A 26,269-nucleotide genomic window follows, 5' to 3' on the forward strand; every position below is an offset into this window, starting at 1 on the left:
ACTTCAGGGCGTGAAAGCCTCGCGAGTATCGCTTATCGCCGGTCCGGGCACACCCCCAAATCGCGCGACAAGGCTCTAAATCAATAGTTCCATTCTTAAATAATTTGTCATCTACATGACATCACTTAGCCACTGCGCCGTCATAAACGATCGTGATACTGACGCCTGTTTTTAGAGCGCCTGGTTCTAGCAGGTGGTTATTTTTCCGTCCGTCATCGGTCGGTTGTGTCCTGGATGGTTTGCCATCCCTCCTCACTTTCGGAGATTGATATGCGTCTTGCTTCCACTAAAACTGCGGCGGTCCTGTGCGGTGGCCTGTTACTGGCCCTGAGCGTTCCGGCCAGCGCTGCAGTCGACGCTAAATTGCTCGACATGCTCAAGGCCAACGGCCAGATCACCGCTTCGCAGTACACCGAACTGCAAAACGAGTTGGCCAAAGACCAGAAAGAACAGCAGATCGCACGGCAAGCTCAACAAGAGACCAACGAACAGATCGCGGCCACCGCGAAGAAAACCAACGAGCTGAGCAGCTTCGACCAGAAGCTGGCCTGGGCCGCCAAGACTCAGTTCAAGGGTGATGTGCGCATGCGTCACGAGACCATCAAGGTCGAAGGCGAAAATGGCGTCACCCGCGCTGGCGTCACCGGCCGTGACAAGGACCGCGAACGGATCCGCGCGCGCCTCGGCGCCTACACCGAAATCAACCCACAGGTGGACACCGGTATTCGTATCGCCACCGGCGGCGGCAGCGATGCGCGCTCCACCAACCAGGACCTGGACGGCTACTTCGATAAAAAATCGATCTGGCTGGACCTCGGCTACATCGACTACCACCCCGACCAGATCAAAAACCTGCACATCATTGGCGGCAAAATGCTGCAGCCCTGGGTCAACATGGGCGATGTGATCTGGGATAGCGACATCAACCCGGAAGGCCTGGCAGTCACCTACAAGTATCCGCTGGGCGGCAGCGCCGAGCTGTTCGGTAGCCTGGGCAACTACAACCTCAAGGACAACGTGGACGGTGACGGCGTGCAGTACCGCCATGACCTGCGCCTGACCACCGGCCAGTTGGGGACTCGTTTCTCGGTGACCGACAACCTGAAAATGACCCTGGGCGGCAGCGTCTACGCCTACCAGAACGATGAAGACAGCCGTGCCTCCGGCAGCAGTACCCCGAACGTGCTGGCAACCAACGGTAACACCCCCAACGGCGAGTTCCGCCTGTATGAAGGCTTCGGTCAAGTCGATATCGGCGGCCTGGCGGTTCCCCTGTCGTTCTACGGCCAGTATGTGAAAAACAACGACGCTGTCGACGATGCGGACACTGCCTGGTTGCTGGGTGCCAAGTCCAAGGTGTTCGGTTTCAACCTGGACTACAACTACCGCGACGTGCAGAAAAACGCCGTGGTGGGTGCCTTCACCGATTCGGACTTCGGCGGCGGCTTCACCGGTTCCCGTGGTCACAAGTTCAAAGTCGGCTATGACATCGACAAGAACTTCGCCGTCGGCGCGACCTACTTCCTGACCAAGACCGACACCTACAGCCGTACGCTCCTGGACGGTAGCGCCAAAGCCAACACCTTCCAGCTGGATGCAGAAGCCAAGTTCTAAAGAGAAGTGTTCAAAACCCCGGGCAAGGACGCCCGAGGTGGCTGCAACAGTCTCGCATGGGTGGATCGATCCCCATCATCCGTCCGATCCATCCACGCGAGCCTGCTTATTCCCCGCCTTTCTGATCCTTGAGCCGCTCGGCAGCCAGCCGCTGCGCCAAGGCATCCGCATCCTTCACCGGTTCCTGCGGCAAAATCCGCAACGTCGCCTGCATCAGGCGCATCTGGCGGATAAACCGTCGGCAGTTCGGGCAGAACATCAAGTGATGACGCACCAGCAGACGCTCGCGAAAGGTCAATTGCCCATCGAGATAGTCACTGGAACGTGCCACTTGTTCTTTACAGGTCAACATTCGCCCGTTTCCTCAAAATGCTCCACCGTGGCGAAGACTTTAAGCCGTGCTCGATGCAACAGCACTCGGACATTGGAGAGAGAGAGCGTCAGAAGATTACAGATCTCCTCCAGCTCCAGACCCTGGCGTTCACGCAGCACCAGCACGCTGCTTTGCAGTTCGGACAAACTCAGTAACGTGTGCTCCAGGCACTTGCGCAGTTCATCCTCGGTCAGCAAGGCTTCCGGGGTGTCCTGGTGCCAGGCATACGGAGCGACGGCCCAATGGCCATCATCGGGGGTGAAACGCTCATCGCCGATGGTGCCGTGGGGCGAGGGCAAATCGTCGAGCAGCACTTCCCGGCGATTCTGCTTATAGCGCCCCTTGGCAGCATTGGCGGTGATGGTCAGCAGCCAGGTCTTGAGGCTGGAACGCCCTTCGAACTTGGCCAGGTTGCGCACCACCGACAGCCAGGCGTCCTGCACCACTTCGTCGGCATGGCGCTGGCCGGCGATGGCATACGCCACCGCCCGCATTGCGCTTTGGTACGTGGTGACCAATTCCTTGTAGGCCCGTTGCTCGCCCTTGAGCAGTCGTTCAAGCAGGTGCGCGTCGTCCGCTGCTGCCATTCAAGACCTCGATTGTCTTAACGCTTACGCAGGATCACGCTACCGATCGAATAGCCTGCGCCAAACGAACTGAGTACCGCGACGGCGCCCTTGGGCAGATCGTCCTGGTAGGTGTGAAACGCAATCACCGAACCCGCCGAGCTGGTATTGGCGTAAGTATCGAGGATCACCGGGGCTTCTTCCACCGTGGCTTCGCGGCCCAGCAGTTTCTTCACAATCAGGTGGTTCATGCTCAGGTTGGCCTGGTGCAGCCAAAAGCGCTTCACATCGGCCACGTTCAACTGGTTCTCTTCCAGGTGCACGCCGATCAGCTCGGCGACCATCGGACACACGTCGCGGAAGACTTTGCGGCCTTCCTGCACGAACAGTTTGTCGGGCGCACCGATGCCCTCTTCCGCCGCGCGGTTGAGGAAGCCGAAGTTGTTGCGGATGTTATTGGAGAACTTGGTCAGCAGCTTGGTGCTCACCACGTCGAACTGATGCTCGGAGGTCGCCAGGTCGGCGCGCTCGAGGACCACGGCCGTGGCGGCGTCGCCGAAGATAAAGTGACTGTCGCGGTCGCGGAAGTTCAAGTGGCCGGTGCAGACTTCAGGGTTGACCATCAGGATCGCCCGGGCCTGGCCCAGCTGGATGCTGTTGGCGGCGTTCTGGATGCCGAAGGTCGCCGAGGAACACGCCACGTTCATGTCGAAACCGAAGCCTGCGATGCCCAGGGCTTCCTGGACTTCGATGGCGATGGCCGGGTAAGCACGTTGCAGGTTGGAACAGGCGACGATCACGCCGTCGATGTCGGCAGCGGTCTTGCCGGCGCGCTGCAGGGCCTGTTCGGCGGCACCGATGGCCATCTGGCAAAGCACCGACCACTCGTCATTGCTGCGCTCAGGCAGGCGCGGCGCCATGCGCTGCGGGTCGAGGATGCCGTCCTTGTCCATCACAAAGCGGCTCTTGATGCCCGAGGCTTTTTCGATGAACGCAGCGCTCGACTCCGTCAGCGCCTGGACTTCACCGCGCTCGATGGCGGCGGCGTTGTCCGAATTGAACTGGTGCACGTAAGCATTGAAAGACTGCACCAGTTCTTCGTTGCTGATGCTGTTGGCAGGGGTGTAAAGGCCAGTGCCGCTGATGACGACGTTATGCACGATCGTTCCTCTAAATCTGTCAGGCAGATGATATTGGTACCGACGTACCAAACCGTAAGTAGTTCTATTCCGCCCAGCGGACATCAAACTGGCATCGCTTTATTCCATCGCGCCGTGGCTACACACCAGCCCATCACGACGATCCCGGCATTTATAACCCCGAAGTTTGCCACAAACCCTGGGGTTTGGCGCCATATGCCGGACAAACACCCTGATCAAAACGCCATCAAGTTTCAATGTGGGAGGGGGCTTGCCCCCGATAGCGGTGTGTCAGACAAAGATTCTGTGACTGATATACCGCTATCGGGGGCAAGCCCCCTCCCACATTTGGACCTGCTCAGTCTTGGAGACAGGGAGAGCTTCAGGGCTCTACTTGGCTCCACTGCTTGCTCAAGCGCTTGTCGGAAATCGGCACCTTGGTACCCAGCTGCTGGGCAAACAACGACACCCGATATTCCTCCAACCACCAGCGATACAGCTCCAGTTGCGGGTCGCGCTTGCCTTCCTGGGTGTGCTTGTTCAAGCGGTTCTGGTACTGCGCCCACAGGCCGCCCAGCTCGCTGCTCCACACGCGGTCCTTTTGCACCTGGCTCGGCAGTTTCTCCAGGCGCAATTCAATGGCCTTGAGAAAACGCGGCAATTCCTTGAACCACTGCGCCGGGGTTTCGCGCACAAAGCCGGGATACACCAAGTTGCTCAATTGCTGCTTGATGTCGTTCAGGGCCACGGCCTGGGCCAGGTCGATCTTGCCCTTGAAGCGCTTTTGCAGGCCATGCCAGAGCTTCAGCACTTCCAGGGTCAGGCGCGCCAGGCGTTCGGCGTGTTCGGTCCAACTGCCACGCTTGCGTTCAGCCAGCGCCGCCAAACCGGCACCGTCACGCGGCAAACTGGCTTCGCCGTCCAGCACGCAGGTGTCGAGGCTGGCCAGCAGGATGTCTTCCACCAGGGCATCGATACGCCCCAGTTCGCGGTACATCAGGCCCAGTTCGGTCAGGCCGGGCAATTTGCCGCGCAGGAATTTCGCCGGTTCCGCCAATTGCTGCATCAGCAGGCGCTGCAACGCACGGCGGTGCTGGAACTCAGCCTCGGCGGCGGTGGAGAAACGTCCTTCTTTCACGGTGCCGTTGTCTTCCACCAGCGCCGGGTAGACCGTCATCGACAGCCCTGCGATCTTCTGCTGGGTTTTCTCGGCCACCGCCGCGAACACCTTGGCCTCCACCGGCTGCTGGCTTTTCGCGGTGTGCGGCACGGCCAGCGCGGCCTGGCTGGCTTCGACAAAACGCGCGGTCAGCTCGGCCAGGTCGCGGCCCTCGCCAAGGAACTTGCCTTGGCCGTCGACCACTTCCAGGTTCATCTTCAGATGGTTTTCCACCTGCTGCGCCGCTTCGGCCCAGGCCTCATCGCTGACCCGCGCCCCGGTCATGCGCAGCAACTCGCGCCCCAATGCCTGGGGCAGCGAGCCCTGGCCAAACTCGATGCGCTGCAACGCCGCCTTGACGAAATCCGGCACCGGCACGAAGTTCTTGCGCAGGGCCTTGGGCAGATTGCGCACCAGGGCGATGCACTTGGCTTCGATCACCCCAGGCACCAGCCACTCCAGACGCTCCGGCGGCAAGGCCGGCAGCAGCGGTGCCGGTACGCGCAGGGTCACGCCGTCGCGGGGGTGGTTGGGTTCGAAGTGGTAACTCAGGGCCAGTTCCAGATCGCCCAGGTGCAGGGTGTCCGGGTAATGCGCGGCAGTGACTTCACTGGCCTCGCGGGCCAGCACGTCTTCTTCGCGCATGATCAGCAACTGCGGATCTTTCTGGCTGTTGACCTTGTACCAGCTGTCAAAGGTGGCGGTCTGGTGGATCTCCGCCGGCAGCCGTGCATCGTAGAAGGCGTACAGGGTTTCTTCATCGGCCAGGATATCGCGGCGGCGCGCCTTGGCTTCCAGTTCGTCGAGTTGCTCCAGCAGTTGCTGGTTGGCCGTGAGGCACTTGGCGCGGGACTGGATCTCACCGCGTACCAGACCTTCGCGAATAAACAGCTCGCGCGACACCACCGGGTCAATCGGCCCGTAATGCACCGGCCGACGCCCGACCACGATCAGTCCGAACAGGGTGATCTGCTCGAACGCCACCACCTGGCCACGCTTCTTCTCCCAGTGGGGTTCGAAGTGGTTTTTCTTGATCAAGTGCCCGGCCAGCGGTTCGATCCAGTCGGCATCGATCTTCGCCACCATGCGTGCATACAGCTTGGTGGTCTCCACCAGTTCGGCGGTCATCAGCCATTGCGGGCGTTTTTTGCCGATCCCCGAGGACGGGTGAATCCAGAAACGTCGCTGACGCGCGCCAAGGTAATCGCCGTCTTCGGTCTTCTGGCCGATCTGGCTGAGCAGACCGGACAGCACCGCCTTGTGCAGCTTGGGGAAGTCTGCCGGCTCTTTGTTGACGGTCAACTGCATGTCGCGACAGATCAGGCTCAACTGGCGATGGGAGTCACGCCACTCGCGCAGGCGCAGGTAATTGAGGAAGTTCTTGCGGCACCAATTGCGCAGCGGGCTGGCGGTCAGCTCCTGGCGCTGCTCTTCAAAGCCACGCCACAAATTGACCAGCCCGGCGAAGTCCGAATCCGGGTCCTTCCATTGTGCATGGGCCTGGTCGGCGGCCTGCTGGCGCTCCGGTGGGCGCTCGCGCGGGTCCTGGATCGACATGGCACTGGCCACGATCAACACTTCCTGCAAACTGCCAAGCTTGGCGGCTTCGAGCAGCATGCGGCCCATGCGCGGGTCCACCGGCAGGCGCGCCAACTGGCGGCCCAGGGGGGTCAGCTGGCTGTTGCGGTCGACCGCCGAGAGTTCCTGCAACAGGTTGAAGCCGTCGCTGATGGCCTTGCCGTCCGGCGGTTCGATAAACGGGAAGTCGGTGATTTCGCCCAGGCGCAGGTGCAGCATCTGCAGGATCACCGCCGCGAGGTTGGTGCGCAGGATTTCCGGGTCGGTAAATTCCGGACGCCCGATAAAATCCTCTTCGCTGTACAACCGAATGCAGATCCCCGGCTCCACCCGGCCGCAACGACCTTTACGCTGGTTGGCACTGGCCTGGGAAATCGCCTCGATCGGCAAGCGCTGCACCTTGGCGCGGTAGCTGTAGCGGCTGATGCGAGCGGTGCCGCTGTCGATCACATAACGAATGCCCGGCACCGTCAGCGAGGTTTCCGCGACGTTGGTCGCCAGTACCACGCGGCGCCCTGGGTGGGACTGGAAAATGCGCTGTTGTTCGGCCGGCGACAGGCGCGCGTACAACGGCAGGATCTCGGTGTGCTTGAGCTGGGCCTTGCGCAGCATGTCGGCCGCGTCGCGAATCTCGCGCTCGCCGGGCAAAAACACCAACACGTCGCCGGGACTGCGCCGTTCGCTGCGCTCATAGGCGGCGATCTCATCAAGGGTGGCAAGGATCGCCTGGTCGACGGTCAGGTCGTCTTCGACACGGTTACCTTCCTCGTCCTGTTCCAGGGTCAGCGGGCGATACCAGGTGTCGACCGGGAAGGTACGACCCGACACCTCGACAATCGGTGCGTCGTCGAAGTGCTTGGAAAAACGTTCCAGGTCGATGGTCGCCGACGTGATGATGACTTTCAGGTCCGGACGACGCGGCAGCAGGGTTTTCAGGTAACCCAGCAGGAAGTCGATGTTCAGGCTGCGCTCGTGGGCTTCGTCGACGATGATCGTGTCGTAGCGTTCCAGGTAACGGTCGTTCTGGGTCTCCGCCAGCAGGATGCCGTCGGTCATCAGCTTGATCAGGGTGTTGGCGTCGCTCTGGTCTTCGAAGCGCACCTGATAGCCGACCAACGCGCCCAGCGGCGTGGCCAACTCTTCGGCGACGCGGCTGGCAACGCTGCGCGCGGCGATCCGGCGTGGCTGGGTATGGCCGATCAGGCCGTATTGGCCGCGGCCGATTTCCAGGCAGATTTTCGGCAACTGGGTGGTCTTACCCGAGCCGGTTTCGCCGGCAATGATCAGCACCTGATGCTTGAGCAGCGCGTCCTTGATCTCATCGCGCTTGGCGGCAATCGGCAGGCTGTCGTCGTAACGAATCACCGGCAGGCTGGCACGCCGCGCCGTGACCTGGGCGCAGGACGCCTGCATGCGCGCCACCCACTGCGCCAGCTTCTCCTCGTCAGGCTTCCTGCGCAGCTCGAGCAACTGGCGCCGCAAGCGGTGTCGGTCGGCGAGCATGGCGTGGTCGAGGTTTTTCAGCAGTTGGTCGATAGCGGGCGCTTGGTCAGTCATCAGGGCGGCAAGGGTCTTTTGGGTGAGGCAGGTGAGGCCTGCGCAGCGTAAGTCGTCAGAGAGGACGGGGATTGTCGCAGATTTCGACAAGTATGGAGACGGTCAGTCAATCATGACTGCGCTGACTTACCACTGACGACGATATTTACTACGACACGGAGTGGACCATTCGGTAGTTTCAATAGCAGCAGTCCGATGGGATGGATGGCATGTGAACGGTTCAATAAGACTTCCAGACACCAACCTAACGTGAAACGGAGCTTCCATGGATATCAGGCCGTCCACTACGCTATCGCACAACCCGCCCTCCTACGATGAAGCAACGAATCCTCGGAACCCGCCGCCTTATGAACACCCTCCGAGCTACGCGCAAGCAACAGGTACGCAGCCTTCGACCAGTAATAGCCGTGCTCCATCCGAGCCGGCCACCAACCTGAGGGAGAATCGAATCGCAAACAGCGTTACAAGCGGACTGGCAAGGCTCGGGATGCACATATTGTCTCGCTTTTAAAGTGACAGCTCACCGTTCAGGCCCACGTCGTAAATAGGCAATCCTGGGATTTCGCACTGCCTCGAACTATTGGCCCCCAATGCCTGGGTGCCAATAGTGCAAAGCGCAAGAACCCACTATTCAACGTGCTCGCTTGGCCGCAATCGGCAGGCTGTCGTCATAGCGAATCACCGACGGGCTGGCGCCGCAAGCGCTGGCGGTCGACGAGCATGGCGTGGTCGAGGTTTTTCAGCAGTTGGTCGATAGCGGGCGCTTGGTCAGTCATCAGGGCGGTAACGGTTTTTTAAGTAAGGTTGGTGAGGCCTGCACAGCGTAAGTCATCAAAGAGGAAGGAATTGTCGAAGATTTCGGCAAGTCTGGAGACGGTCAGCCAATCATGACTGCGCTGACCTACCGCCTACAAGGATATTTACTACGACACCGAGTGGATCATTCTGTCTTTTTAACAGCATAAGTCCGATGGAATGGATGGCGTGTGAACGGTTCAATAAAACTTCCAGACACATCTGGCCAACCTTCATTTCTTAACGTGAACAGGAGTTTCCATGGAGATCAGTCCGTCCACTATGCGCCTAGACAACCCGCCCTCCTACGCCGAAGCAACGAATCCTCGAAACCCGCCGCCCTATGAACACCCTCCCAGCTATGCGCAAGCAACAGGTACGCAGCGTTCGACGAGTAATAGCCGTACTCCATCCGCGCCAGCCACCAACCTGACAGCCAATCGAATCGCGAACTACCACACTACAAGCCAGGCCAATCGAGGAATGCGCTTCATGAGTAACCTTTAACGAAAGAAAAGCCAAGAAGACGCGTCTTTTTCTATTCGATACTTGAATACGCCATTGAAAAACATAGAAAACTATTTCACCAGAGGAATAAAGAAGCATCTCGCACTTTTGTGAGAAATCGCTGATGCGCCGATGTAATGTCGAAATTATATTCGGCGCGCTGTTTCTCAATCATCAACAACAGTGTTCATCGGAGTTTTTATGCCTATAGATCGCATGTCTCCCTCTCGTGTCGGAGGCTATGGACATTCATTTGCGGAAAAGCACCAACGTACGCCCGACAGCATGCCACAAGGTGCATCGGCATCTTCCTCCAGCTCGTGGAAAACCATTGAAACTTTAAAAAGTCTCCCCACCGACTTCCCTACGTCCAAATTCGGCCAAAGTCACGTTGACAAGCCTATAGGTTTGCTACAGAGAAAAATTGAATTGCAGGACAAAGGACATTCAACCAAGAATATCGACAAAACGTATAAAGATTCGATGAATGACCTCTACCAGGCAACGGCTTATGGCCAGATGAGTTCGCCCAACGAAACAGGCAGGAATCGTTTGACTAACTGGAGTGACAAGATACTGGAAACTAACAAAGACATGCCATTCCTGAAGTAAACTCAACCGAACCATTAGACATATCGACTTATAACCTGCATCACCTTGAACTACTGGCACTTTTATAATTGCCAGTAGTTTTTTTTCAGTAGGCACACTCCAGGGTGTGCTAAACCACAGTGACTGAGCGGTTCAAGACACTTCTCCCCACCTGCGCCGATACGGAAACACATCAATCACCTTGCCCGCCCGAATCGTATCCTGCAGGCCTTTCCAGTAATCGGCGTTGTACAGCTCGCCGTGCAGTTGATCGAACAACTTGCGCTGGCCGGCATCGGCGAACAGAAACGGCGGGAATTCTTCCGGGAATACATCCAGCGGGCCGATTGAGTACCAGGGCTCGGACGCCATTTCGTCCTCGGGGGTACGCGGCGCGGGGATGTGGCGAAAGTTGGCCTCGGTGAGAAAGCAGATTTCGTCATAGTCATAAAACACTACGCGCCCATGGCGGGTAACGCCGAAGTTCTTCAGCAGCATGTCGCCGGGGAAGATATTCGCCGCCGCCAGTTGCTTGATCGCCAGGCCGTAGTCTTCCAGGGCTTCACGCACCTGGGCGGGGTTGGCGTTTTCCAGGTAGAGGTTCAGCGGGGTCATGCGCCGTTCGGTCCAGCAGTGGCGAATCAGCACGGTGTCGCCTTCCACTTCGACGGTGCCGGCAGCGACGTCCAACAATTCAGCCAGGCACTCGGGCTCGAACTTGCTCAGGGGAAAGCGGAAGTCGGCAAACTCCTGGGTATCGGCCATGCGCCCGACGCGATCGACGCTTTTGACCAGGCGGTACTTCTCGATCACCGTGGCGCGGTTGACGTTTTTCGACGGTGAAAATCGGTCCTTGATGATCTTGAACACGGTGTTGAAGCCCGGCAGGGTGAACACACTCATGACCATGCCACGTACGCCGGGGGCCATGATGAATTGATCGTCGGTGGTGGCCAGGTGGTTGATAAGCGCGCGGTAAAACTCCGATTTGCCGTGCTTGTAGAAACCAATCGAGGTGTACAACTCGGCGATGTGCTTGCCCGGCAGGATGCGTTTGAGAAAGCCGACGAATTCCGCCGGTACCGGCACGTCGACCATGAAGTAGGAACGGGTGAACGAAAAGATGATCGACACCTCCGCCTCGTCGGTGATCAACGCATCGATCTGGATGCCCTGCCCTTCGCGGTGCAGCAGCGGAATCACCAGGGGCCATTGCTCGTCGCGGGTGTAGATGCGCCCTACGAGGTAGGCGCCTTTGTTGCGGTAGAGCACCGAGGAAAACAGCTCGACCTTGAGGTCCGGATCCTTGCACACCCAGTCCGGCAGGTTTTCCCGCAGTTGGATTTCGAGGCGCCCCAGGTCGGCCGCCAGATCGGCGTAGGGCTCGCTGAAACGATAGTCCGCAAAAATCTGCGCGAGCATTTCGGGAATCTGGCCGGCAGGCGCGTAGATCCGGGTTTGTGCCGCCCGTGCCCGGCGCAGGCTCGGCCGAGTGGTGTGGATGAACATGCAGCCGTCGCTGATCAGGTCATGGCTGAACAGGCCGCAGAAGATCGAGTTGTACCAGGTCTCGGACAGCTCATCGTCAAAACGCAGGTCGATCAGGCCGATGTAGGCGCTTTTCACCAGCGGCCATAGATCAATGTCGAACAATGTGCCGCCCTCGAAATTCCCACGCAGGCGCGTGGTCACTTCACCGACCTTGTCTTCATACAGGTTGATCCGCGCCGCCGAGGCCGCTTGCCCCTGCTGCCACTGGGCCTTTTCGAAACGCTCGCGGGCGCCATCGGTGATCTGGCGAAAGTGCTCGCGGTAATCGTCGAAGCCTTCGAGGATCGTGCGGGCGATAGCGAGGGCGGGCGTGGATGTCGACATGCGGGAAACCTCTACGGGTATCTGGAAGCCCTGAGCTTAGCCAGTGTACGAAGGCAGGAGAAGGGTCATTTTTTGCACTGACTTGTACGGCTCTGTTCATTTCGTACATTTATTTTCAATTTTTTAATTCGACCATCTGGTCAATAAACGCCCCTTACAGTCCCAGCGTGTTTTATCCACACGCCTTTACCATCGTGGCCTGGCCGGTAGAGGCGGGAAACCGCCAGCCAGCACGGGCGCGCACCCTCCGCAGGGCTTTGGATCCAACTAAGGGAAACCCCGATTACCACCTTAATGGCACTTTGATATACAGCGCGCCCTCTCCCACCCTAACAAGGTCCGAAGACCGATCCGGGAGCAGGTTCTAATCGCCCAAGGAGCATTGAGATGTCATTGAGGAATATGAGGATCGGTCTGCGTGCCGGCCTGAGTTTTGGGGTTTTGGCCAGCTTGCTGGTGATTGTGGGAATGTTTGGCCTGGGCCAGATGACCAAGCTGCGCGAAAGCGCGCTGGTCATTGAACAGTCGTGGATGCCGAGCATCGAGAATATCCACGACAGCGCAGCCTTGGTGGCCACCATCCGCCTGGAATCCCTGCGCCTGGTGAGCACCGACGAATCTCGCGTGCGTGACACCAGCAGAGGCCTGATCAGCCGTACCAGCAACGAACTGCAAGCCCTGCTCGATCGCCATGAAACCTTGCTGAGCAATGACGAAGAGCGCGATCTGCTGAAAACCCTCAAGAGCAATGTCGCAACGTACCTGGCCATCGTCGGGCAGATGGTCGCGCTGGTGGACAAGGATCAACAGCAAGACGCCCTCGACCTGCTCGTCAGCCGCCTCGCCCCTCAGGGCACGATCTTGAGCCAGAGCCTGGAAAAACTGATCGTCTTTAACCAGAACGGCGTCGAAGCAGCGGCTGATTCGGCCGCACGGATGTATTCGAGCGCACAGTGGATTGTCGGCCTGATTATCGCCGTCGCCCTGATCACCACCTTACTGCTGGCCTGGCTGCTGACCCGCAGCATCACCGCGCCGATCGGCCAGGCCCTGAAGGTGGCTCGCACCATCGCCGCCGGCGACTTGAGCCAGCCGATTGTGGTGCGCGGCCATGACGAACCCGCGCAATTGCTGACCGCCTTGGCGACCATGCAAGTGCAGCTGCAGACCACCATCCGTGGCATCAGCGAATCGGCGCAGCAACTGGCTTCCGCCGCCGAAGAAATGAGCTCGGTGATGGAACAAAGCACGCGCGGCCTGCAGGCGCAGAACGATGAAATCGAGCAGGCTGCCACCGCCGTGACCGAGATGAGCACGGCGGTGGACGAGGTCGCGGGCAATGCGGTGTCCAGCGCCGAGGCGTCCCAGGCCTCCGATGAAGACAGCAAGCACGGCCACTACCAGATCAGCGAAACTATCAACTCGATCCAGAACCTGGTAGACGAAGTGCTCGGCGCGTCCAACAAGGCCGAAGGCCTGGCGGTTCAGGCCCAGGACATCAGCAAGGTGCTGGAAGTGATTCGCGGCATTGCCGGGCAAACCAACCTGCTGGCGCTCAACGCAGCGATTGAAGCGGCACGTGCCGGTGAAGCCGGGCGTGGGTTCGCGGTAGTCGCCGACGAGGTGCGTTCGCTGGCACAGCGCACCCAGGACTCCACCGAAGAAATCGAGCAGATGATCACCGGTATCCAGCAAGGCACCCAGGATACGGTCACAGCGTTGAAGAGCAGTGCCGAACACGCCGGCCAGACCCTGCAACGGGCCAACGGCGCCGGCAGCGCCCTGGAGAAAATCACCGCCGCCATCTCGCAGATCAGCCAGCGCAACCTGGTGATAGCCAGCGCCGCCGAGCAACAGGCACTGGTAGCGCGTGATGTGGACCGCAGCCTGGTGAACATCCGCGACCTCTCCACCCAGACCGCCGCCGGCGCCACCCAGACCTCGGCCGCCAGCCAGGAACTGTCGCGGCTGGCGGTGGACCTCAATGGGCTGGTAACGCGGTTTGTTCTGTAACCAGTGAAAGCGGCGTGCAACACTCGCCGCCTTATTGATGTAGGAGTGTTCCGTGAGGCCTGTTGACACCCTTTACCTGCTGGGGCTCGCCGCCATCTGGGGCGCGAGCTTTCTGTTCATGCGCATCATCGCGCCGGAAATCGGCACGGTGCCGACCGCATTTTTCCGCGTATCGATTGCCGCCGCAGGCTTGCTGGTGATGCTGGCGGTGATGCGGGTGCGCTGGGATTTCCAGGGCAAGTTCAAGACGGTCCTGTTGCTGGGGGTGATCAACTCGGGGATCCCGGCGACCATGTATTCGGTGGCCGCCCAGGTGCTGCCGGCGGGTTACTCGGCGATCTTCAATGCCACCACGCCGTTGATGGGCGTGTTGATTGGCGGGCTGTTTTTCAGTGAGCGCCTCACCGCGTCGAAAATCGCCGGGGTGTGCCTGGGCCTGTTCGGCGTGGGCGTGCTGACTCGCGCGGGGCCGGTGGCGTTTGACCTGGAATTATTGATGGGCGCACTGGCCTGCCTGCTGGCTACCACCTGTTATGGCTTTGCCGGGTTCCTCGCCAGGCGCTGGCTGGATCAGCGTGGCGGATTGGACAGTCGTCTCGCGGCCCTGGGCAGCATGCTGGGCGCGACGCTGTTTCTGCTGCCGTTGTTTGCCTACAGCGCGATCAGCCATCCGCCCCCGAGCTGGGGTGGGTGGCAGGTGTGGCTGTCGTTGCTGGGGTTGGGATTGGTGTGTACGGCGTTTGCTTATGTTTTGTACTTCCGGCTGCTCACCGCTATCGGACCGGTGAGATCGATGACCACCACCTTCCTGATCCCGCCGTTTGGGGTGTTGTGGGGGGCGCTGTTGCTCGACGAACCGTTATCAATGGCGCATTTATATGGCGGCATGTTGATTGCCGGGGCGTTGTGGCTGGTATTGCGGCCTCGAAAACCGTAGGCACCGGCTGGCCGGCACCTACGGGGGGGTCAGTTTTTGCGGAACACGAAGACCAGCCCAATGATGATCAAGCCCATCCCCAACAGGCTCAGCACCGCCAGCCGGTTGCCGAAGATCAGGTAATCCATCACCGCCGTCACCGCCGGCACCAGGTAGAACAGGCTGGTGACATTCACCAGGTTGCCCCGGGCGATCAGACGGTACAGCAACAGCGTTGCCAGTACCGACACCACCAAGCCCATCCACAGCACCGGCAGGTAAAAGCCGGCGTTGTGTTCAACATGGAACGGCTGGAACGGCACAAACACCGAACACAACGACAGCCCCGCCAGGTACTGCACCGGCAGGGTGCCGAGGGGGTTGTCGGTGATGCGCTTTTGCATGATCGAGCCGAAGGTCATGCTTGCCAGGGCCAACAGCCCGAACAGCATCCCGGCCAGGGACATGCCCGACAGCCCAATGCCTTGGTAGACCACCATGATCAGCCCGGCCAAGCCCAGACTCAGGCCGAACATCCGACGCCAGGAACGCTGGCGCTCCATCAGCACCACGGTGAGGATCGGCTGCACCCCCATGATGGTCGCCATGACGCCGGGGGTGACGTTGAGGTCCAGGGCCAGCAGATAGAAAATCTGATAGGCCCCCAACAACACCAATCCGGTTGCCGCCGCGTACAGCATGGGCTTGCCGGGACGCGGCAGTTTCAGCTTGAGGATCGGCACCAGCACCACCAAGCCTGCAAGGGCGACGGCAAAGCGGATCAACAGAAACGCGAAGGGTGACGCATGGGCCAGGCCCAGTTTGGAGAAGATCGCCCCGCTGCTCCACAGCAGGACAAACAGGCTCGTCGAGGCCGCCGCGGCCACGGAGTGTTTCGAAAGAACGGACATGGATACCACCTGTAATCAGGCAAAAAAAGCCGATTCAGCAGCAGATGCTGAAATTCAGTAGTTTTTTTCAGGCAGGCACAGCAGGAACAGCAACGCGCTGATCAGCCCGGAATGCCAACACCCGGCGGTGATACGACTGCGTACACCGGGGTGCTACTGACAGGTGGGGGGTAGTGACTGATCTGCACAGGCTGCTTGTTCGCGCACGGCGCCACCACAGCGTTGACCGCTGAATCGACTACCGCTATGCGCAGGGAAGCTGGCATGTGCTGATCTTTTTGAAGGGATAACGACGTGAGGACTATAACCAGGCGATGACATGTTTTGCAATCACTTGCCCAAACCCTGTTGCGTGGAGGCGTTTTCACGTTCCGGCGCGCGGGCCGTCGCTATAATGCCGACCGGTTTTTCCCAAGGAATCCCCATGCTCGCATTGCCCTGGCTGTACCTGACGCTGCTTTCCATCGGCTATGTGCTGGCCTTGGCCTACGGGCAACTGGGCGTGCTGGCGCTGGTGTCCATCGCCCTGCTGTTGATCGCCGGCTATGCCGTACGCCAGCAACGCACGCCGTGGGCACGCAACCTCGGCCACGGGCTGTTTATCGTACTGGCCCTGAGCCTGGCAATGCACTGGTTGCCGGGGTTCTACAACGGACGCGGCATTGACCCGCAGCGCCTCACGCCTGATGCCGTGCCGTTCTCGATGTACCTGAACCAGGACAAGCCGTTGATTGGCTTTTGGTTGTTGCTGGCCTGCCCGTGGATTGTGGCGCGGCGTACGTTGCGCTTGTCGATCTGCGTCACCGCGTTGGCGCTGGCGCTGACCGCCATCATCGCTCTGGGTGGCGCAGCCTTGCTGGGCGTGATCAGTTGGGCACCGAAATGGCCGGACCAGGCCTGGCTGTGGGTGCTCAATAACCTGCTGCTGGTGACCCTGGTGGAAGAAGCGCTGTTCCGTGGCTACATTCAAGGCGGCTTGAGCCGGCGCTTCAAACAGTTGCCCTACGGCGAAAACCTCGCGCTGCTGCTGGCGTCGCTGCTGTTCGGGCTGGTGCACGTGGGCGCGGGGTGGCATTGGGTACTGCTGGCGAGCATCGCCGGGGTCGGTTATGGCCTGGCTTATCGGTTTGGCGGGCTGGGTGCGGCGATTGCCACGCACTTTGGCTTGAATCTGCTTCACTTCGGGTTGTTTACCTATCCGATGCTAGCGGGTTGACACCACCTCCAGAAACGAGCAATCCGCCGATTGTTGCAAAAATAAGTTAAATAAACCCCCGTTACCGCCGATACCCATTGAAAGCCTTGCGGATTGAACAATCATGCGTAATAACCAACCCGTTACCCAGCGCGAACGTACCTTCCCCGCTCAGCAACGGTTGATCTCCACGACAGATGCCAAAGGCGTGATCACCTACTGCAACGACGCTTTCGTTGAAATCAGTGGGTTCTCTCGCGACGAACTGGTGCGTGCGCCGCACAATCTGGTCCGTCACCCGGACGTGCCAGCGGCCGTGTTCGGGCATATGTGGACCACGCTCAAACAAGGCTTGCCATGGATGGGCATCGTTAAGAACCGTTGCAAGACGGGCGATCACTACTGGGTTAACGCCTATGTGACGCCGGTCTTCGAAGGCAATCAGGTGGTCGGCTACGAATCGGTGCGCATCAAGCCCACTGCCGAGCAGATCCGCCGTGCCGAGGCGCTCTACCAACGCATCAACCAGGGCAAGTCGGCCGTTCCCCAGCGGGACAAGTGGTTGCCGGTGCTGCAGGACTGGCTGCCGTTTATCCTGATCAGCCAGTTGAGCTTCATGATCGGTGCGTCGCTGAATTCCCACTGGGGCTTTGCCCTGGCGGCGGGTTTGTCGGTGCCATTGGGGCTGCTGGGCCTGAGCTGGCAACAGCGCGGTCTCAAGCGCTTGCTGCGTCTGGCCGAGCAGACCACGTCCGACCCCTTGATCGCACAGATGTACACCGACAGCCGTGGCGCCCAGGCACGCCTGGAGATGTCGATCCTCAGCCAGGAGGCGCGTCTGAAGACCTGCCTGACGCGTTTGCAGGACACTGCCGAGCACCTCAACGATCAAGCGGCGCAGTCCAACACCCTGGCGCATAACAGCTCCAGCGGCCTGGAACGCCAGCGCGTGGAAACCGAGCAGGTGGCCACTGCGGTCAACCAGATGGCGGCGACCACCCAGGAAGTGGCCAGCCATGTGCAGCGCACCGCCGATGCTACCCAGGAAGCCAATCGCCTGACCGGTCGCGGTCGCTCTATTGCCGGGGAAACCCGCGAGGCGATTCAGCGTCTGTCGGTGGCCGTGGGCGAGACCGGCGTGACCGTCACCCAACTGGCCAAGGACAGTGATGAGATCGGCGGCGTAGTCGACGTGATCAAAGGCATTGCCGACCAAACCAACCTGCTGGCGCTCAACGCCGCCATTGAAGCGGCGCGTGCCGGAGAGATGGGCCGTGGTTTTGCGGTGGTCGCCGATGAAGTCCGCCAACTGGCGCAGCGCACCACGGAGTCGACCGGGCAGATCCATGCCCTGATCGCCAAGCTGCAGCAAACCGCTGCCGCCGCCGTGCAAACCATGGATGCCGGGCATCGCCAGGCCGAAGAAGGTGTGGCGCGGGTGATGGAGGCGGATCAGGCGTTGGTGGGCATCAGTGAAGCGGTGGCACATATCACCGACATGACCACCCAGATTGCAGCCGCCACCGAAGAGCAAAGCTCGGTGGCCGAAGAGATCAGCCGTAATATCAGCACCATTGCGCTGTTGGCGGATCAGACTTCGGAGCAGGCGATGAACTCGGCGCAGTTGAGTGAAGAGCTGACGCATACGGCGAATACCCAGTATTCGTTGGTCGAGCGTTTCAACAGGTAGACCGCTATCGGGAGCAAGCCCCCTCCCACAGTTAACCGCTTACATCCCTTGGAATGCGGTCGAATGTGGGAGGGGGCTTGCTCCCGATTGGCCCTAACAGGCGCTGAGAAACTCAGCCACTTGCACGGCCGCAGCCTCCAAATGCTGCTCATGGCTGAACCCTGAAGCCTTCAACGGCTTCAAGTCATGATCCCCCGCCACCAGCCACATTACCTCGATGCTCGGCGACAAATCATAGCCCTCCACCGCCACCCGATTACCCAAGGCATCGCGCTCGCCCTGCACAATCAGCGTCGGCGTGTTCAGCCCGGCCAGGTGCTCGACCCTGGGTTTCTCCGGTTTCCCCACTGCATAGAACGGATACCCCAGGCACACCAGCCCATCGGCCGCCAATTCATCCGCCAACAGACTCGCCATGCGCCCACCCATGGACTTGCCGCCAATGGCCAGTTTCCCAGCGACATGACGTCGCACCTCGGCATACACCCCGCGCCACGCCTCCAACAGTTTCGGCGCCGGGTTGGGTGGGCGTTTACCGCCGTCCAATCGACGTTGAGCCATGTAGGGAAACTCGAAGCGCAACACGTTGACGCCATGCCCGGCAAGGCGTGCAGCCATGTCGTTCATAAAGGATGAGTCCATCGGTGCACCCGCGCCGTGGGCCAGGATCAGCGTCACGCAATCACCCGAAGCAGTGCCCGACGCGACATCCCAAAGCCAGCCATGTTCCCGTACACACTGCGCCCATTGATCCCCGTCAATACTGGCCTTGTGCTCTTTGCCCATGCTTGCCTCGCTATTCAGTCTGCCTATAACTCCAGCCCAAGTGCCGCATCTGCTTGGGTTGAACCGTGGATGGGGAACCATGAACACTACTTTAAGTACCGCCTATAACTACAAGGTGGTCCGCCAATTCGCCATTATGACGGTGGTGTGGGGCATCGTCGGCATGGGGCTCGGGGTTTTTCTCGCCGCCCAATTGGTTTGGCCCGCGCTCAACTTCGACTTGCCCTGGACCAGCTTCGGCCGCCTGCGCCCACTGCACACCAACGCGGTGATCTTCGCGTTTGGTGGCTGTGCGCTGTTCGCCAGCTCCTTCTACTCGGTGCAGCGTACCTGCCAAACCCAGCTGTTCGCGCCGAAAATCGCCGCGTTCTGCTTCTGGGGCTGGCAGTTGGTCATTCTTTTGGCCGCAATCACCTTGCCGCTGGGTTACACCAGCTCCAAGGAATACGCCGAGCTGGAATGGCCGATCGATATCCTGATCACCATCGTCTGGGTGGCCTACGCCATTGTGTTCTTTGGCACCGTGGCCAAGCGCACCACCAAGCATATCTACGTCGGTAACTGGTTCTTCGGTGCGTTCATCATCACCGTGGCGATCCTGCATATCGTCAACAACCTGGAAATCCCGGTCAGCCTGACCAAGTCCTACTCGCTGTATGGCGGTGCGACGGATGCCATGGTGCAGTGGTGGTATGGACATAACGCGGTAGGCTTTTTCCTCACCGCCGGTTTCCTCGGGATGATGTACTACTTCGTGCCGAAACAGGCCGAGCGTCCGGTGTATTCCTATCGCCTGTCCATCGTGCACTTCTGGGCGTTGATCACCCTGTACATCTGGGCCGGTCCTCACCACCTGCACTACACCGCGCTGCCGGACTGGGCACAGTCGCTGGGCATGGTGATGTCGCTGGTACTGCTGGCTCCGAGCTGGGGCGGCATGATCAACGGCATGATGACCCTGTCGGGCGCCTGGCATAAGTTGCGCAGCGACCCGATCCTGCGCTTTTTGGTGGTGTCCCTGGCGTTCTACGGCATGTCGACCTTCGAAGGGCCGATGATGGCGATCAAGACCGTCAACTCGCTGTCCCACTACACCGACTGGACCATCGGCCACGTACACGCCGGCGCCCTCGGCTGGGTAGCGATGATCTCCATCGGCGCGCTGTACCACATGATCCCGAAAGTCTTCGGTCGTGAGCAGATGTACAGCCTCGGCCTGATCAACGCGCACTTCTGGCTGGCGACCATCGGCACCGTGCTCTACATCGCTTCGATGTGGGTCAACGGCATCGCCCAGGGCCTGATGTGGCGTGCGATCAATGACGACGGCACCTTGACCTACTCCTTCGTCGAAACCCTGGTGGCCAGCCACCCAGGCTTCATCGTGCGGTTGGTGGGTGGTGCGGTGTTCCTCAGCGGCATGTTGCTGATGGCTTACAACACATGGCGCACCGTGCGCTCGGCACAACCTGTCGAAGCCGCCCCTGTCGCGCAGATGGCCTGAGGAGTCAGTGATGAAACACGAAACGATTGAAAAAAACGTCGGCCTGCTGATGCTGCTCATGGTGCTCGCCGTGAGCATCGGCGGCCTGACCCAGATCGTCCCGCTGTTCTTCCAGGACGTGACCAACAAGCCGGTCGAAGGCATGAAGCCCTACACCGCGCTGCAACTGGAAGGCCGCGACATCTACATCCGTGAAGGTTGCGTACAGTGCCACTCGCAGATGATCCGTCCGTTCCGCGCCGAGACCGAGCGCTACGGCCACTACTCGGTCGCCGGTGAAAGCGTGTGGGACCACCCGTTCCTGTGGGGCTCCAAGCGTACCGGGCCAGACCTGGCACGCGTCGGCGCACGCTACTCGGACGACTGGCACCGCGCGCACTTGTACAACCCGCGCAACGTAGTGCCTGAGTCGAAAATGCCGGCCTACCCATGGTTGGTCACGGCTGCGGTCGACAACAGCCACACCGAGACCAAGTTGAAAGTGATGCGCACCCTCGGCGTGCCGTACACCGACGACGACATCAGTGCCGCCGTGGCCAGCCTCAAGGGCAAGACCGAAATGGACGCGCTGGTTTCGTACCTGCAAGTACTCGGCACAGCCATCAAGAGCAAGAGGTGAGCCATGGGATTTGAATTCGATGCGGGCACCATCCGCGGCCTCGGCACGCTGGTGGTCGCCATCGCCTTTATCGGCCTGTCGCTGTGGGTATTCAACAACCGGCGCAACGCGGAATTCGAGGAAGCGCGCCTGCTGCCCTTCGCCGATGAACCTTCGCCATCCGACGCTCACCAAGAGCCTGCAACAAGGAGCAACCGGCCATGACTACCTTCTGGAGTACATGGATCTGCGTACTGACCATCGGCAGCCTGATCGGCCTGACCTGGCTGTTGTTCGCCACCCGCAAGGGCGAGACCAAGGGCAGTGTCGACCAGACCATGGGCCACGCCTTCGACGGTATCGAGGAATACGACAACCCCCTGCCCCAGTGGTGGTTCATGTTGTTCGCCGGCACCCTGGTGTTTGCCGTCGGCTACCTGATCCTCTACCCGGGCCTGGGCAACTGGAAAGGCGTGTTGCCGGGCTATGAAGACGGCTGGACATCGGCCAAGGAGTGGGACAAGGAGATGGCCAAGGCCGACACCAAGTTCGGACCGATCTTCGCCAAATTCTCAGCCATGCCCGTGGCAGAAGTCGCCAAAGACCCGCAAGCGCTGAAAATGGGCGGCCGCCTGTTCGCCTCCAACTGCGCGGTGTGCCATGGCTCGGATGCCAAGGGCGCATTCGGCTTTCCAAACCTGGCTGACAACATCTGGCGTTGGGGCGGTTCGGCCGAAGCGATCAAGACCACCATCATGAACGGTCGCCACGCGGCGATGCCGGCCTGGGGTGAGATGCTGGGCGACGAGGGCGTGAAAAACGTCGCGGCCTATGTGCGTCACGATATCGCCAAGTTGCCATTGCCGGCCGACAGCACTGCCGACCTGGCTGCCGGCCAAGCCACGTTCAACACCACCTGCGTGGCCTGCCACGGTCCGCAAGGCCAAGGCATGGAAGCCATGGGCGCGCCGAACCTGACCCTGCCTGCCGGTTACATCTACGGCACCAGCCTCGCGCAGTTGCAGCAGACCATTCGCCACGGCCGCCAAGGCCAGATGCCAGCGCAGGAAGTGCTGCAGGGCAATGACAAAGTGCACCTGCTCGCCGCCTACGTTTACAGCCTGTCCCATAACGCTGATGGTGCAACGCCAGAAAGCCCCGCTCAGTAACACCTGACTGCCGCCCCAATTTGGGGCGGCAGCTCTACCGCGCTACGCGACCAAGTGTCGCACCCTTCCAAAGCACACCTTTCCCCTCCTGCCATTCGGGTCTACGCTTGCTTGCACAGCGGACCGATCCTGGCGTACGCGACGACAGTCGTTGCGAACCCCAAAATTTCCTGTCCACTTGATCAGTTTTCGATTTCGGATTTTATCCTTACGCCAAACATGGAAAGGGCGCAGAATCTGGCGTGGAACGCATTGACACAGGTCAGCCTTGCGTTGCAATGGCCCCTTGCTTTCTACATACTTGCGGCCGAATTTTACCTATAAAAAAACCTAAACCGTGGAACCTTAGAATGAGCACAGCAATCAGTCCGACTGCTTATAACTATAAGGTAGTCCGCCAGTTCGCCATCATGACGGTGGTCTGGGGGATCCTTGGCATGGGGCTCGGGGTGTTCATCGCCTCGCAACTGGTTTGGCCGGAATTGAATTTCGGCTTGCCATGGACAACCTTCGGCCGCCTGCGCCCGCTGCACACCAACCTGGTGATTTTCGCCTTCGGCGGATGTGCATTGTTTGCCACCTCCTACTATGTCGTGCAGCGAACCTGCCAGACGCGACTCATCTCCGACAGCCTTGCAGCCTTCACCTTCTGGGGTTGGCAAGCGGTCATCGTCGGCGCCATCGTCACCTTGCCGCTGGGCTACACCACCACCAAGGAATACGCCGAGCTGGAATGGCCGATCGCGATTTTGCTCGCCATCGTCTGGGTGACCTACGCGGTGGTGTTCTTCGGCACCATCGTCAAGCGCAATACCAAGCACATCTACGTGGGTAACTGGTTCTACGGTGCCTTCATCCTGGTGACGGCGATGCTGCACATCGTCAACCATGCCTCGTTGCCGGTCAGCCTGTTCAAGTCCTACTCGGCCTACGCCGGGGCAACGGACGCGATGATCCAGTGGTGGTACGGCCACAACGCGGTGGGTTTCTTCCTCACCACCGGTTTCCTGGGGATGATGTACTACTTCGTGCCGAAACAGGCCGAACGTCCTATTTACTCCTACCGCCTGTCCATCGTGCACTTCTGGGCGCTGATCACCCTCTACATCTGGGCCGGTCCTCACCACCTGCACTACACCGCGCTGCCGGACTGGGCGCAGTCCCTGGGCATGGCGATGTCGATCATCCTGCTGGCCCCGAGCTGGGGCGGCATGATCAACGGCATGATGACCCTGTCGGGCGCCTGGCATAAGCTGCGCACCGATCCGATCCTGCGCTTCCTCGTGGTGTCCCTGGCGTTCTACGGCATGTCGACCTTCGAAGGGCCGATGATGGCAATCAAGACCGTCAACTCGCTGTCCCACTACACCGACTGGACCATCGGCCACGTACACGCCGGCGCCCTCGGCTGGGTAGCGATGATCTCCATCGGCGCGCTGTACCACATGATCCCCAAACTGTTCGGCCGCGTGCAGATGCACAGCGTCGGGCTGATCAACGCGCACTTCTGGCTGGCCACTATCGGTACCGTGCTCTACATCGCCTCGATGTGGGTCAACGGCATCACCCAGGGCCTGATGTGGCGTGCAATCAACGATGACGGCACCCTCACCTACTCCTTTGTCGAAGCGCTGCAAGCCAGCCACCCAGGCTTCATCGTCCGCGCCATTGGTGGTGCGTTCTTTGCCAGCGGCATGCTGTTAATGGCCTACAACGTCTGGCGCACCGTGCGTGCCTCGGACCCGGCAGAAGCCGAAGCCGCCGCCAAGATCGCCGTTGTGGGAGCCCACTGATGAAGCATGAAGTAGTCGAGAAGAATATCGGCCTGCTGGCCTTCTTCATGGTCATCGCCGTGAGCATCGGCGGCCTGACCCAGATCGTTCCGCTGTTTTTCCAGGACGTGACCAACAAGCCGGTCGAAGGCATGAAGCCGCGCACTGCCCTTGAACTGGAAGGCCGCGACGTCTACATCGCCAACGGTTGTGTCGGCTGCCACTCGCAGATGATCCGCCCGTTCCGCGCCGAAACCGAACGCTACGGCCACTACTCGGTCGCCGGTGAAAGCGTGTGGGACCACCCGTTCCTGTGGGGTTCCAAGCGCACCGGCCCGGACCTGGCGCGTGTTGGCGGGCGTTACTCCGATGACTGGCAGCGTGCGCACCTGTACAACCCGCGCAACGTGGTGCCTGAGTCGAAAATGCCGGCGTACCCGTTCCTCGTGGAAAACAAGCTCGACGGCAAGGACACCGCGAAGAAGATGGAAGTCTTGCGCACCCTGGGCGTGCCCTACACCGACGAAGACATCGCCGGTGCAGCCGCAGCCGTGAAGGGCAAGACCGAAATGGACGCATTGGTGGCCTACCTGCAAGGCCTGGGCACCATCATCAAAAGCAAACGGTGATTCTTCATGGATATCGGGATGATTCGAGGCCTGGGCACCGTTGTGGTGATGGTGGCCTTTATTGGCCTGGCGCTGTGGGTGTTCAGTCCCCGGCGCAAGTCGGAGTTTGACGACGCGACCATGTTGCCCTTTGCGGATGATCCCGAAGCCATCAAGCACGTGGAGCAAGCTTCTAGGAGTAACAAAGAATGACTACGTTCTGGAGTCTGTACGTCACAGTCCTGAGCCTGGGTACCATCTTCGCCTTGACCTGGCTGCTGCTGTCGACCCGCAAGGGCCAGCGCGCCGAGCAGACCGACGAGACCGTCGGCCACTCGTTCGACGGCATCGAGGAGTACGACAACCCGCTGCCCAAATGGTGGTTCATGCTGTTCGTCGGCACCATCATCTTTGCCCTTGGCTACCTGGTGCTGTACCCCGGCCTGGGCAATTGGAAGGGACTGCTGCCGGGCTACAACTACCTCGACAACGACAAGCAAACCCCGTTCGCCAACGGCCAGACCGGCTGGACCGGCGTGCACGAATGGGAAAAGGAAATGGCCAGGTCGGACGCCAAGTTCGGGCCGATCTTCGCCAAATTTGCGTCGATGCCGATTGAAGACGTCGCCAAGGACCCGCAAGCCTTGAAGATGGGCGGCCGCCTGTTCGCCTCCAACTGCTCGGTGTGCCACGGCTCCGACGCCAAGGGCGCCTACGGTTTCCCCAACTTGACCGACGCCGATTGGCGCTGGGGTGGCGAGCCTGCCACCATCAAGGAAACCATCATGAAAGGTCGCCATGCTGTCATGCCGGCCTGGCTGGACATCCTCAAGGAGCAAGGCGTCAGCGACGTTGCCGCGTTCGTCGTCACCAACCTCGACGGCCGCAAGCTGCCGGAAGGCGTCAAGGCTGATGTAGCCAATGGCGAAAAACTCTTCGCCGCCAACTGCGTGGCTTGCCACGGCCCGGCCGGCAAAGGCACTCCCGCCATGGGCGCGCCAGACCTGACCCACCCGGGTGCATTCATCTACGGTTCGAGCTTCGCCCAACTGCAACAGACCATCCGCTGGGGTCGCCAGGGCCAGATGCCTGCGCAGGAACAACTGCAAGGCAACGACAAGGTGCACTTGCTCGCGGCGTATGTTTACAGCTTGTCCCATGGGGATAAGAAGGCTGACGAGCAGTAAGGCTCTCGGAAACAAAAGAGCCCCGCCCAGCGAAAGCTGGCGGGGCTTTTTCGTTTCCAATGAAGCGACAGCTCGCATGGGAAAAGCACGTTGACCGCTTGTAGCTTTAAGCTTGTGGCTAGCAAAGGTGAAGTAGTAACGTAACTACATTCAGCCCACTCCAGGG

The 26,269-nt window shown here is 60.1% G+C and carries 21 protein-coding genes; 14 read left to right on the top strand and 7 right to left on the bottom strand.

What is annotated here, in order from left to right; translation table 11 throughout:
- The first annotated feature begins 270 nt into the window (after nucleotides 1-270).
- Nucleotides 271-1,614 carry a putative porin gene (locus tag ACHPFG_RS23460; protein ID WP_431700554.1) on the top strand — a complete coding sequence of 448 codons (1,344 nt, stop codon included), beginning with the start codon at nucleotides 271-273 and terminating at the stop codon, nucleotides 1,612-1,614.
- Between the two features lie 106 nt (nucleotides 1,615-1,720).
- Here the strand turns inward: ACHPFG_RS23460 and ACHPFG_RS23465 are convergent, their stop codons facing one another.
- From ACHPFG_RS23465 to hrpA, 4 genes are all read right to left on the bottom strand, one after another.
- On the bottom strand, nucleotides 1,721-1,966 hold the full coding sequence (locus tag ACHPFG_RS23465; protein WP_431700555.1) for an anti-sigma factor family protein: 246 nt from the start codon (nucleotides 1,964-1,966) through the stop codon (nucleotides 1,721-1,723).
- Nucleotides 1,960-2,574 carry an RNA polymerase sigma factor gene (locus ACHPFG_RS23470; RefSeq protein WP_431700556.1) on the bottom strand — a complete coding sequence of 205 codons (615 nt, stop codon included), beginning with the start codon at nucleotides 2,572-2,574 and terminating at the stop codon, nucleotides 1,960-1,962. The genes ACHPFG_RS23465 and ACHPFG_RS23470 overlap by 7 nt, the downstream gene beginning before the upstream one ends.
- A gap of 17 nt (nucleotides 2,575-2,591) precedes the next feature.
- Nucleotides 2,592-3,713, bottom strand: a complete 1,122-nt coding sequence (locus ACHPFG_RS23475; RefSeq protein ID WP_131698652.1) for a beta-ketoacyl-ACP synthase III — start codon at nucleotides 3,711-3,713, stop codon at nucleotides 2,592-2,594.
- A 361-nt stretch (nucleotides 3,714-4,074) separates the two neighbouring features.
- On the bottom strand, nucleotides 4,075-7,986 hold the full coding sequence (gene hrpA / locus ACHPFG_RS23480) for an ATP-dependent RNA helicase HrpA (protein WP_431700557.1): 3,912 nt from the start codon (nucleotides 7,984-7,986) through the stop codon (nucleotides 4,075-4,077).
- 1,503 nt (nucleotides 7,987-9,489) lie between these two features.
- Here hrpA and ACHPFG_RS23485 point away from each other — a divergent pair.
- The gene (locus ACHPFG_RS23485; protein ID WP_431700558.1) at nucleotides 9,490-9,900 is read left to right on the top strand and encodes a hypothetical protein; all 411 of its coding nucleotides are present in this window, start codon (nucleotides 9,490-9,492) and stop codon (nucleotides 9,898-9,900) included.
- Nucleotides 9,901-10,032: 132 nt separating this feature from the next.
- Here the strand turns inward: ACHPFG_RS23485 and aceK are convergent, their stop codons facing one another.
- Entirely contained in the window at nucleotides 10,033-11,754 is a 1,722-nt protein-coding gene (gene aceK / locus ACHPFG_RS23490) for a bifunctional isocitrate dehydrogenase kinase/phosphatase (RefSeq protein WP_145337004.1), read from the bottom strand.
- 402 nt (nucleotides 11,755-12,156) lie between these two features.
- Between aceK and ACHPFG_RS23495 the strand changes: the two genes are divergently transcribed.
- Together ACHPFG_RS23495 and ACHPFG_RS23500 are read left to right on the top strand one after the other, a co-directional pair.
- Nucleotides 12,157-13,767, top strand: a complete 1,611-nt coding sequence (locus ACHPFG_RS23495) for a methyl-accepting chemotaxis protein (RefSeq protein ID WP_431703513.1) — start codon at nucleotides 12,157-12,159, stop codon at nucleotides 13,765-13,767.
- Between the two features lie 52 nt (nucleotides 13,768-13,819).
- Nucleotides 13,820-14,704, top strand: coding sequence for a DMT family transporter (locus ACHPFG_RS23500; RefSeq protein WP_431700559.1), 885 nt, complete (start codon nucleotides 13,820-13,822; stop codon nucleotides 14,702-14,704).
- A 29-nt stretch (nucleotides 14,705-14,733) separates the two neighbouring features.
- On the opposite strand, the gene ACHPFG_RS23505 is transcribed toward ACHPFG_RS23500, so the two are convergent.
- On the bottom strand, nucleotides 14,734-15,594 hold the full coding sequence (locus ACHPFG_RS23505) for a DMT family transporter (protein WP_431700560.1): 861 nt from the start codon (nucleotides 15,592-15,594) through the stop codon (nucleotides 14,734-14,736).
- 424 nt (nucleotides 15,595-16,018) lie between these two features.
- Between ACHPFG_RS23505 and ACHPFG_RS23510 the strand changes: the two genes are divergently transcribed.
- Both ACHPFG_RS23510 and ACHPFG_RS23515 read left to right on the top strand, forming a co-directional pair.
- A complete protein-coding gene (locus ACHPFG_RS23510) occupies nucleotides 16,019-16,810 on the top strand; it encodes a CPBP family intramembrane glutamic endopeptidase (protein WP_431700561.1) in 792 nt (263 codons plus the stop codon).
- Nucleotides 16,811-16,913: 103 nt separating this feature from the next.
- Nucleotides 16,914-18,479: a methyl-accepting chemotaxis protein gene (locus ACHPFG_RS23515; RefSeq protein ID WP_431700562.1), complete on the top strand. Its 1,566-nt coding sequence runs from the start codon at nucleotides 16,914-16,916 to the stop codon at nucleotides 18,477-18,479.
- A gap of 93 nt (nucleotides 18,480-18,572) precedes the next feature.
- Here ACHPFG_RS23515 and ACHPFG_RS23520 read toward each other — a convergent pair whose 3' ends face one another.
- Nucleotides 18,573-19,265 (bottom strand): alpha/beta family hydrolase, encoded by a 693-nt coding sequence (locus tag ACHPFG_RS23520; RefSeq protein ID WP_431700563.1) that lies wholly within the window; start codon nucleotides 19,263-19,265, stop codon nucleotides 18,573-18,575.
- A 79-nt stretch (nucleotides 19,266-19,344) separates the two neighbouring features.
- On the opposite strand from ACHPFG_RS23520, the gene ccoN (ACHPFG_RS23525) reads away from it, so the two are divergent.
- The 8 genes from ccoN (ACHPFG_RS23525) (at nucleotide 19,345) to ccoP (ACHPFG_RS23560) (ending at nucleotide 26,103) form a co-directional block, all read left to right on the top strand.
- Complete coding sequence (gene ccoN / locus ACHPFG_RS23525; RefSeq protein ID WP_131699647.1) at nucleotides 19,345-20,769, top strand: cytochrome-c oxidase, cbb3-type subunit I; 1,425 nt, start codon at nucleotides 19,345-19,347, stop codon at nucleotides 20,767-20,769.
- Nucleotides 20,770-20,779: 10 nt separating this feature from the next.
- A complete protein-coding gene (ccoO, locus tag ACHPFG_RS23530) occupies nucleotides 20,780-21,388 on the top strand; it encodes a cytochrome-c oxidase, cbb3-type subunit II (RefSeq protein ID WP_090400253.1) in 609 nt (202 codons plus the stop codon).
- Between the two features lie 3 nt (nucleotides 21,389-21,391).
- The gene (locus tag ACHPFG_RS23535; protein WP_145337008.1) at nucleotides 21,392-21,592 is read left to right on the top strand and encodes a cbb3-type cytochrome oxidase subunit 3; all 201 of its coding nucleotides are present in this window, start codon (nucleotides 21,392-21,394) and stop codon (nucleotides 21,590-21,592) included.
- Entirely contained in the window at nucleotides 21,589-22,536 is a 948-nt protein-coding gene (gene ccoP / locus ACHPFG_RS23540) for a cytochrome-c oxidase, cbb3-type subunit III (RefSeq protein WP_431700564.1), read from the top strand. Before ACHPFG_RS23535 ends, ccoP (ACHPFG_RS23540) begins: the two co-directional genes overlap by 4 nt.
- Before the next feature lie 350 nt (nucleotides 22,537-22,886).
- Complete coding sequence (gene ccoN, locus ACHPFG_RS23545) at nucleotides 22,887-24,329, top strand: cytochrome-c oxidase, cbb3-type subunit I (protein ID WP_131699650.1); 1,443 nt, start codon at nucleotides 22,887-22,889, stop codon at nucleotides 24,327-24,329.
- Nucleotides 24,329-24,937, top strand: coding sequence for a cytochrome-c oxidase, cbb3-type subunit II (gene ccoO / locus ACHPFG_RS23550; protein WP_003193167.1), 609 nt, complete (start codon nucleotides 24,329-24,331; stop codon nucleotides 24,935-24,937). The genes ccoN (ACHPFG_RS23545) and ccoO (ACHPFG_RS23550) overlap by 1 nt, the downstream gene beginning before the upstream one ends.
- Before the next feature lie 6 nt (nucleotides 24,938-24,943).
- Complete coding sequence (locus ACHPFG_RS23555; protein ID WP_003193169.1) at nucleotides 24,944-25,129, top strand: CcoQ/FixQ family Cbb3-type cytochrome c oxidase assembly chaperone; 186 nt, start codon at nucleotides 24,944-24,946, stop codon at nucleotides 25,127-25,129.
- Nucleotides 25,126-26,103 (top strand): cytochrome-c oxidase, cbb3-type subunit III, encoded by a 978-nt coding sequence (gene ccoP, locus ACHPFG_RS23560; protein ID WP_065946875.1) that lies wholly within the window; start codon nucleotides 25,126-25,128, stop codon nucleotides 26,101-26,103. The genes ACHPFG_RS23555 and ccoP (ACHPFG_RS23560) overlap by 4 nt, the downstream gene beginning before the upstream one ends.
- Nucleotides 26,104-26,269: the final 166 nt, after the last annotated feature.

The sequence above is a fragment of the Pseudomonas sp. BR20 genome, assembly GCF_050780135.1.
GTDB lineage: Bacteria > Pseudomonadota > Gammaproteobacteria > Pseudomonadales > Pseudomonadaceae > Aquipseudomonas.

Bases quoted from the DNA above. Each gene is read 5' to 3' on its own strand.
- ACHPFG_RS23460 (WP_431700554.1), top strand. From the start codon at position 271: ATGCGTCTTGCTTCCACTAAAACTGCGGCGGTCCTGTGCGGTGGCCTG.
- ACHPFG_RS23465 (WP_431700555.1), bottom strand. From the start codon at position 1,966: ATGTTGACCTGTAAAGAACAAGTGGCACGTTCCAGTGACTATCTCGAT.
- ACHPFG_RS23470 (WP_431700556.1), bottom strand. From the start codon at position 2,574: ATGGCAGCAGCGGACGACGCGCACCTGCTTGAACGACTGCTCAAGGGC.
- hrpA (WP_431700557.1), bottom strand. From the start codon at position 7,986: ATGACTGACCAAGCGCCCGCTATCGACCAACTGCTGAAAAACCTCGAC.
- ACHPFG_RS23485 (WP_431700558.1), top strand. From the start codon at position 9,490: ATGCCTATAGATCGCATGTCTCCCTCTCGTGTCGGAGGCTATGGACAT.
- aceK (WP_145337004.1), bottom strand. From the start codon at position 11,754: ATGTCGACATCCACGCCCGCCCTCGCTATCGCCCGCACGATCCTCGAA.
- ACHPFG_RS23495 (WP_431703513.1), top strand. From the start codon at position 12,157: ATGAGGATCGGTCTGCGTGCCGGCCTGAGTTTTGGGGTTTTGGCCAGC.
- ACHPFG_RS23505 (WP_431700560.1), bottom strand. From the start codon at position 15,594: ATGTCCGTTCTTTCGAAACACTCCGTGGCCGCGGCGGCCTCGACGAGC.
- ACHPFG_RS23510 (WP_431700561.1), top strand. From the start codon at position 16,019: ATGCTCGCATTGCCCTGGCTGTACCTGACGCTGCTTTCCATCGGCTAT.
- ACHPFG_RS23515 (WP_431700562.1), top strand. From the start codon at position 16,914: ATGCGTAATAACCAACCCGTTACCCAGCGCGAACGTACCTTCCCCGCT.
- ACHPFG_RS23520 (WP_431700563.1), bottom strand. From the start codon at position 19,265: ATGGGCAAAGAGCACAAGGCCAGTATTGACGGGGATCAATGGGCGCAG.
- ccoN (WP_131699647.1), top strand. From the start codon at position 19,345: ATGAACACTACTTTAAGTACCGCCTATAACTACAAGGTGGTCCGCCAA.
- ccoO (WP_090400253.1), top strand. From the start codon at position 20,780: ATGAAACACGAAACGATTGAAAAAAACGTCGGCCTGCTGATGCTGCTC.
- ACHPFG_RS23535 (WP_145337008.1), top strand. From the start codon at position 21,392: ATGGGATTTGAATTCGATGCGGGCACCATCCGCGGCCTCGGCACGCTG.
- ccoP (WP_431700564.1), top strand. From the start codon at position 21,589: ATGACTACCTTCTGGAGTACATGGATCTGCGTACTGACCATCGGCAGC.
- ccoN (WP_131699650.1), top strand. From the start codon at position 22,887: ATGAGCACAGCAATCAGTCCGACTGCTTATAACTATAAGGTAGTCCGC.
- ccoO (WP_003193167.1), top strand. From the start codon at position 24,329: ATGAAGCATGAAGTAGTCGAGAAGAATATCGGCCTGCTGGCCTTCTTC.
- ACHPFG_RS23555 (WP_003193169.1), top strand. From the start codon at position 24,944: ATGGATATCGGGATGATTCGAGGCCTGGGCACCGTTGTGGTGATGGTG.
- ccoP (WP_065946875.1), top strand. From the start codon at position 25,126: ATGACTACGTTCTGGAGTCTGTACGTCACAGTCCTGAGCCTGGGTACC.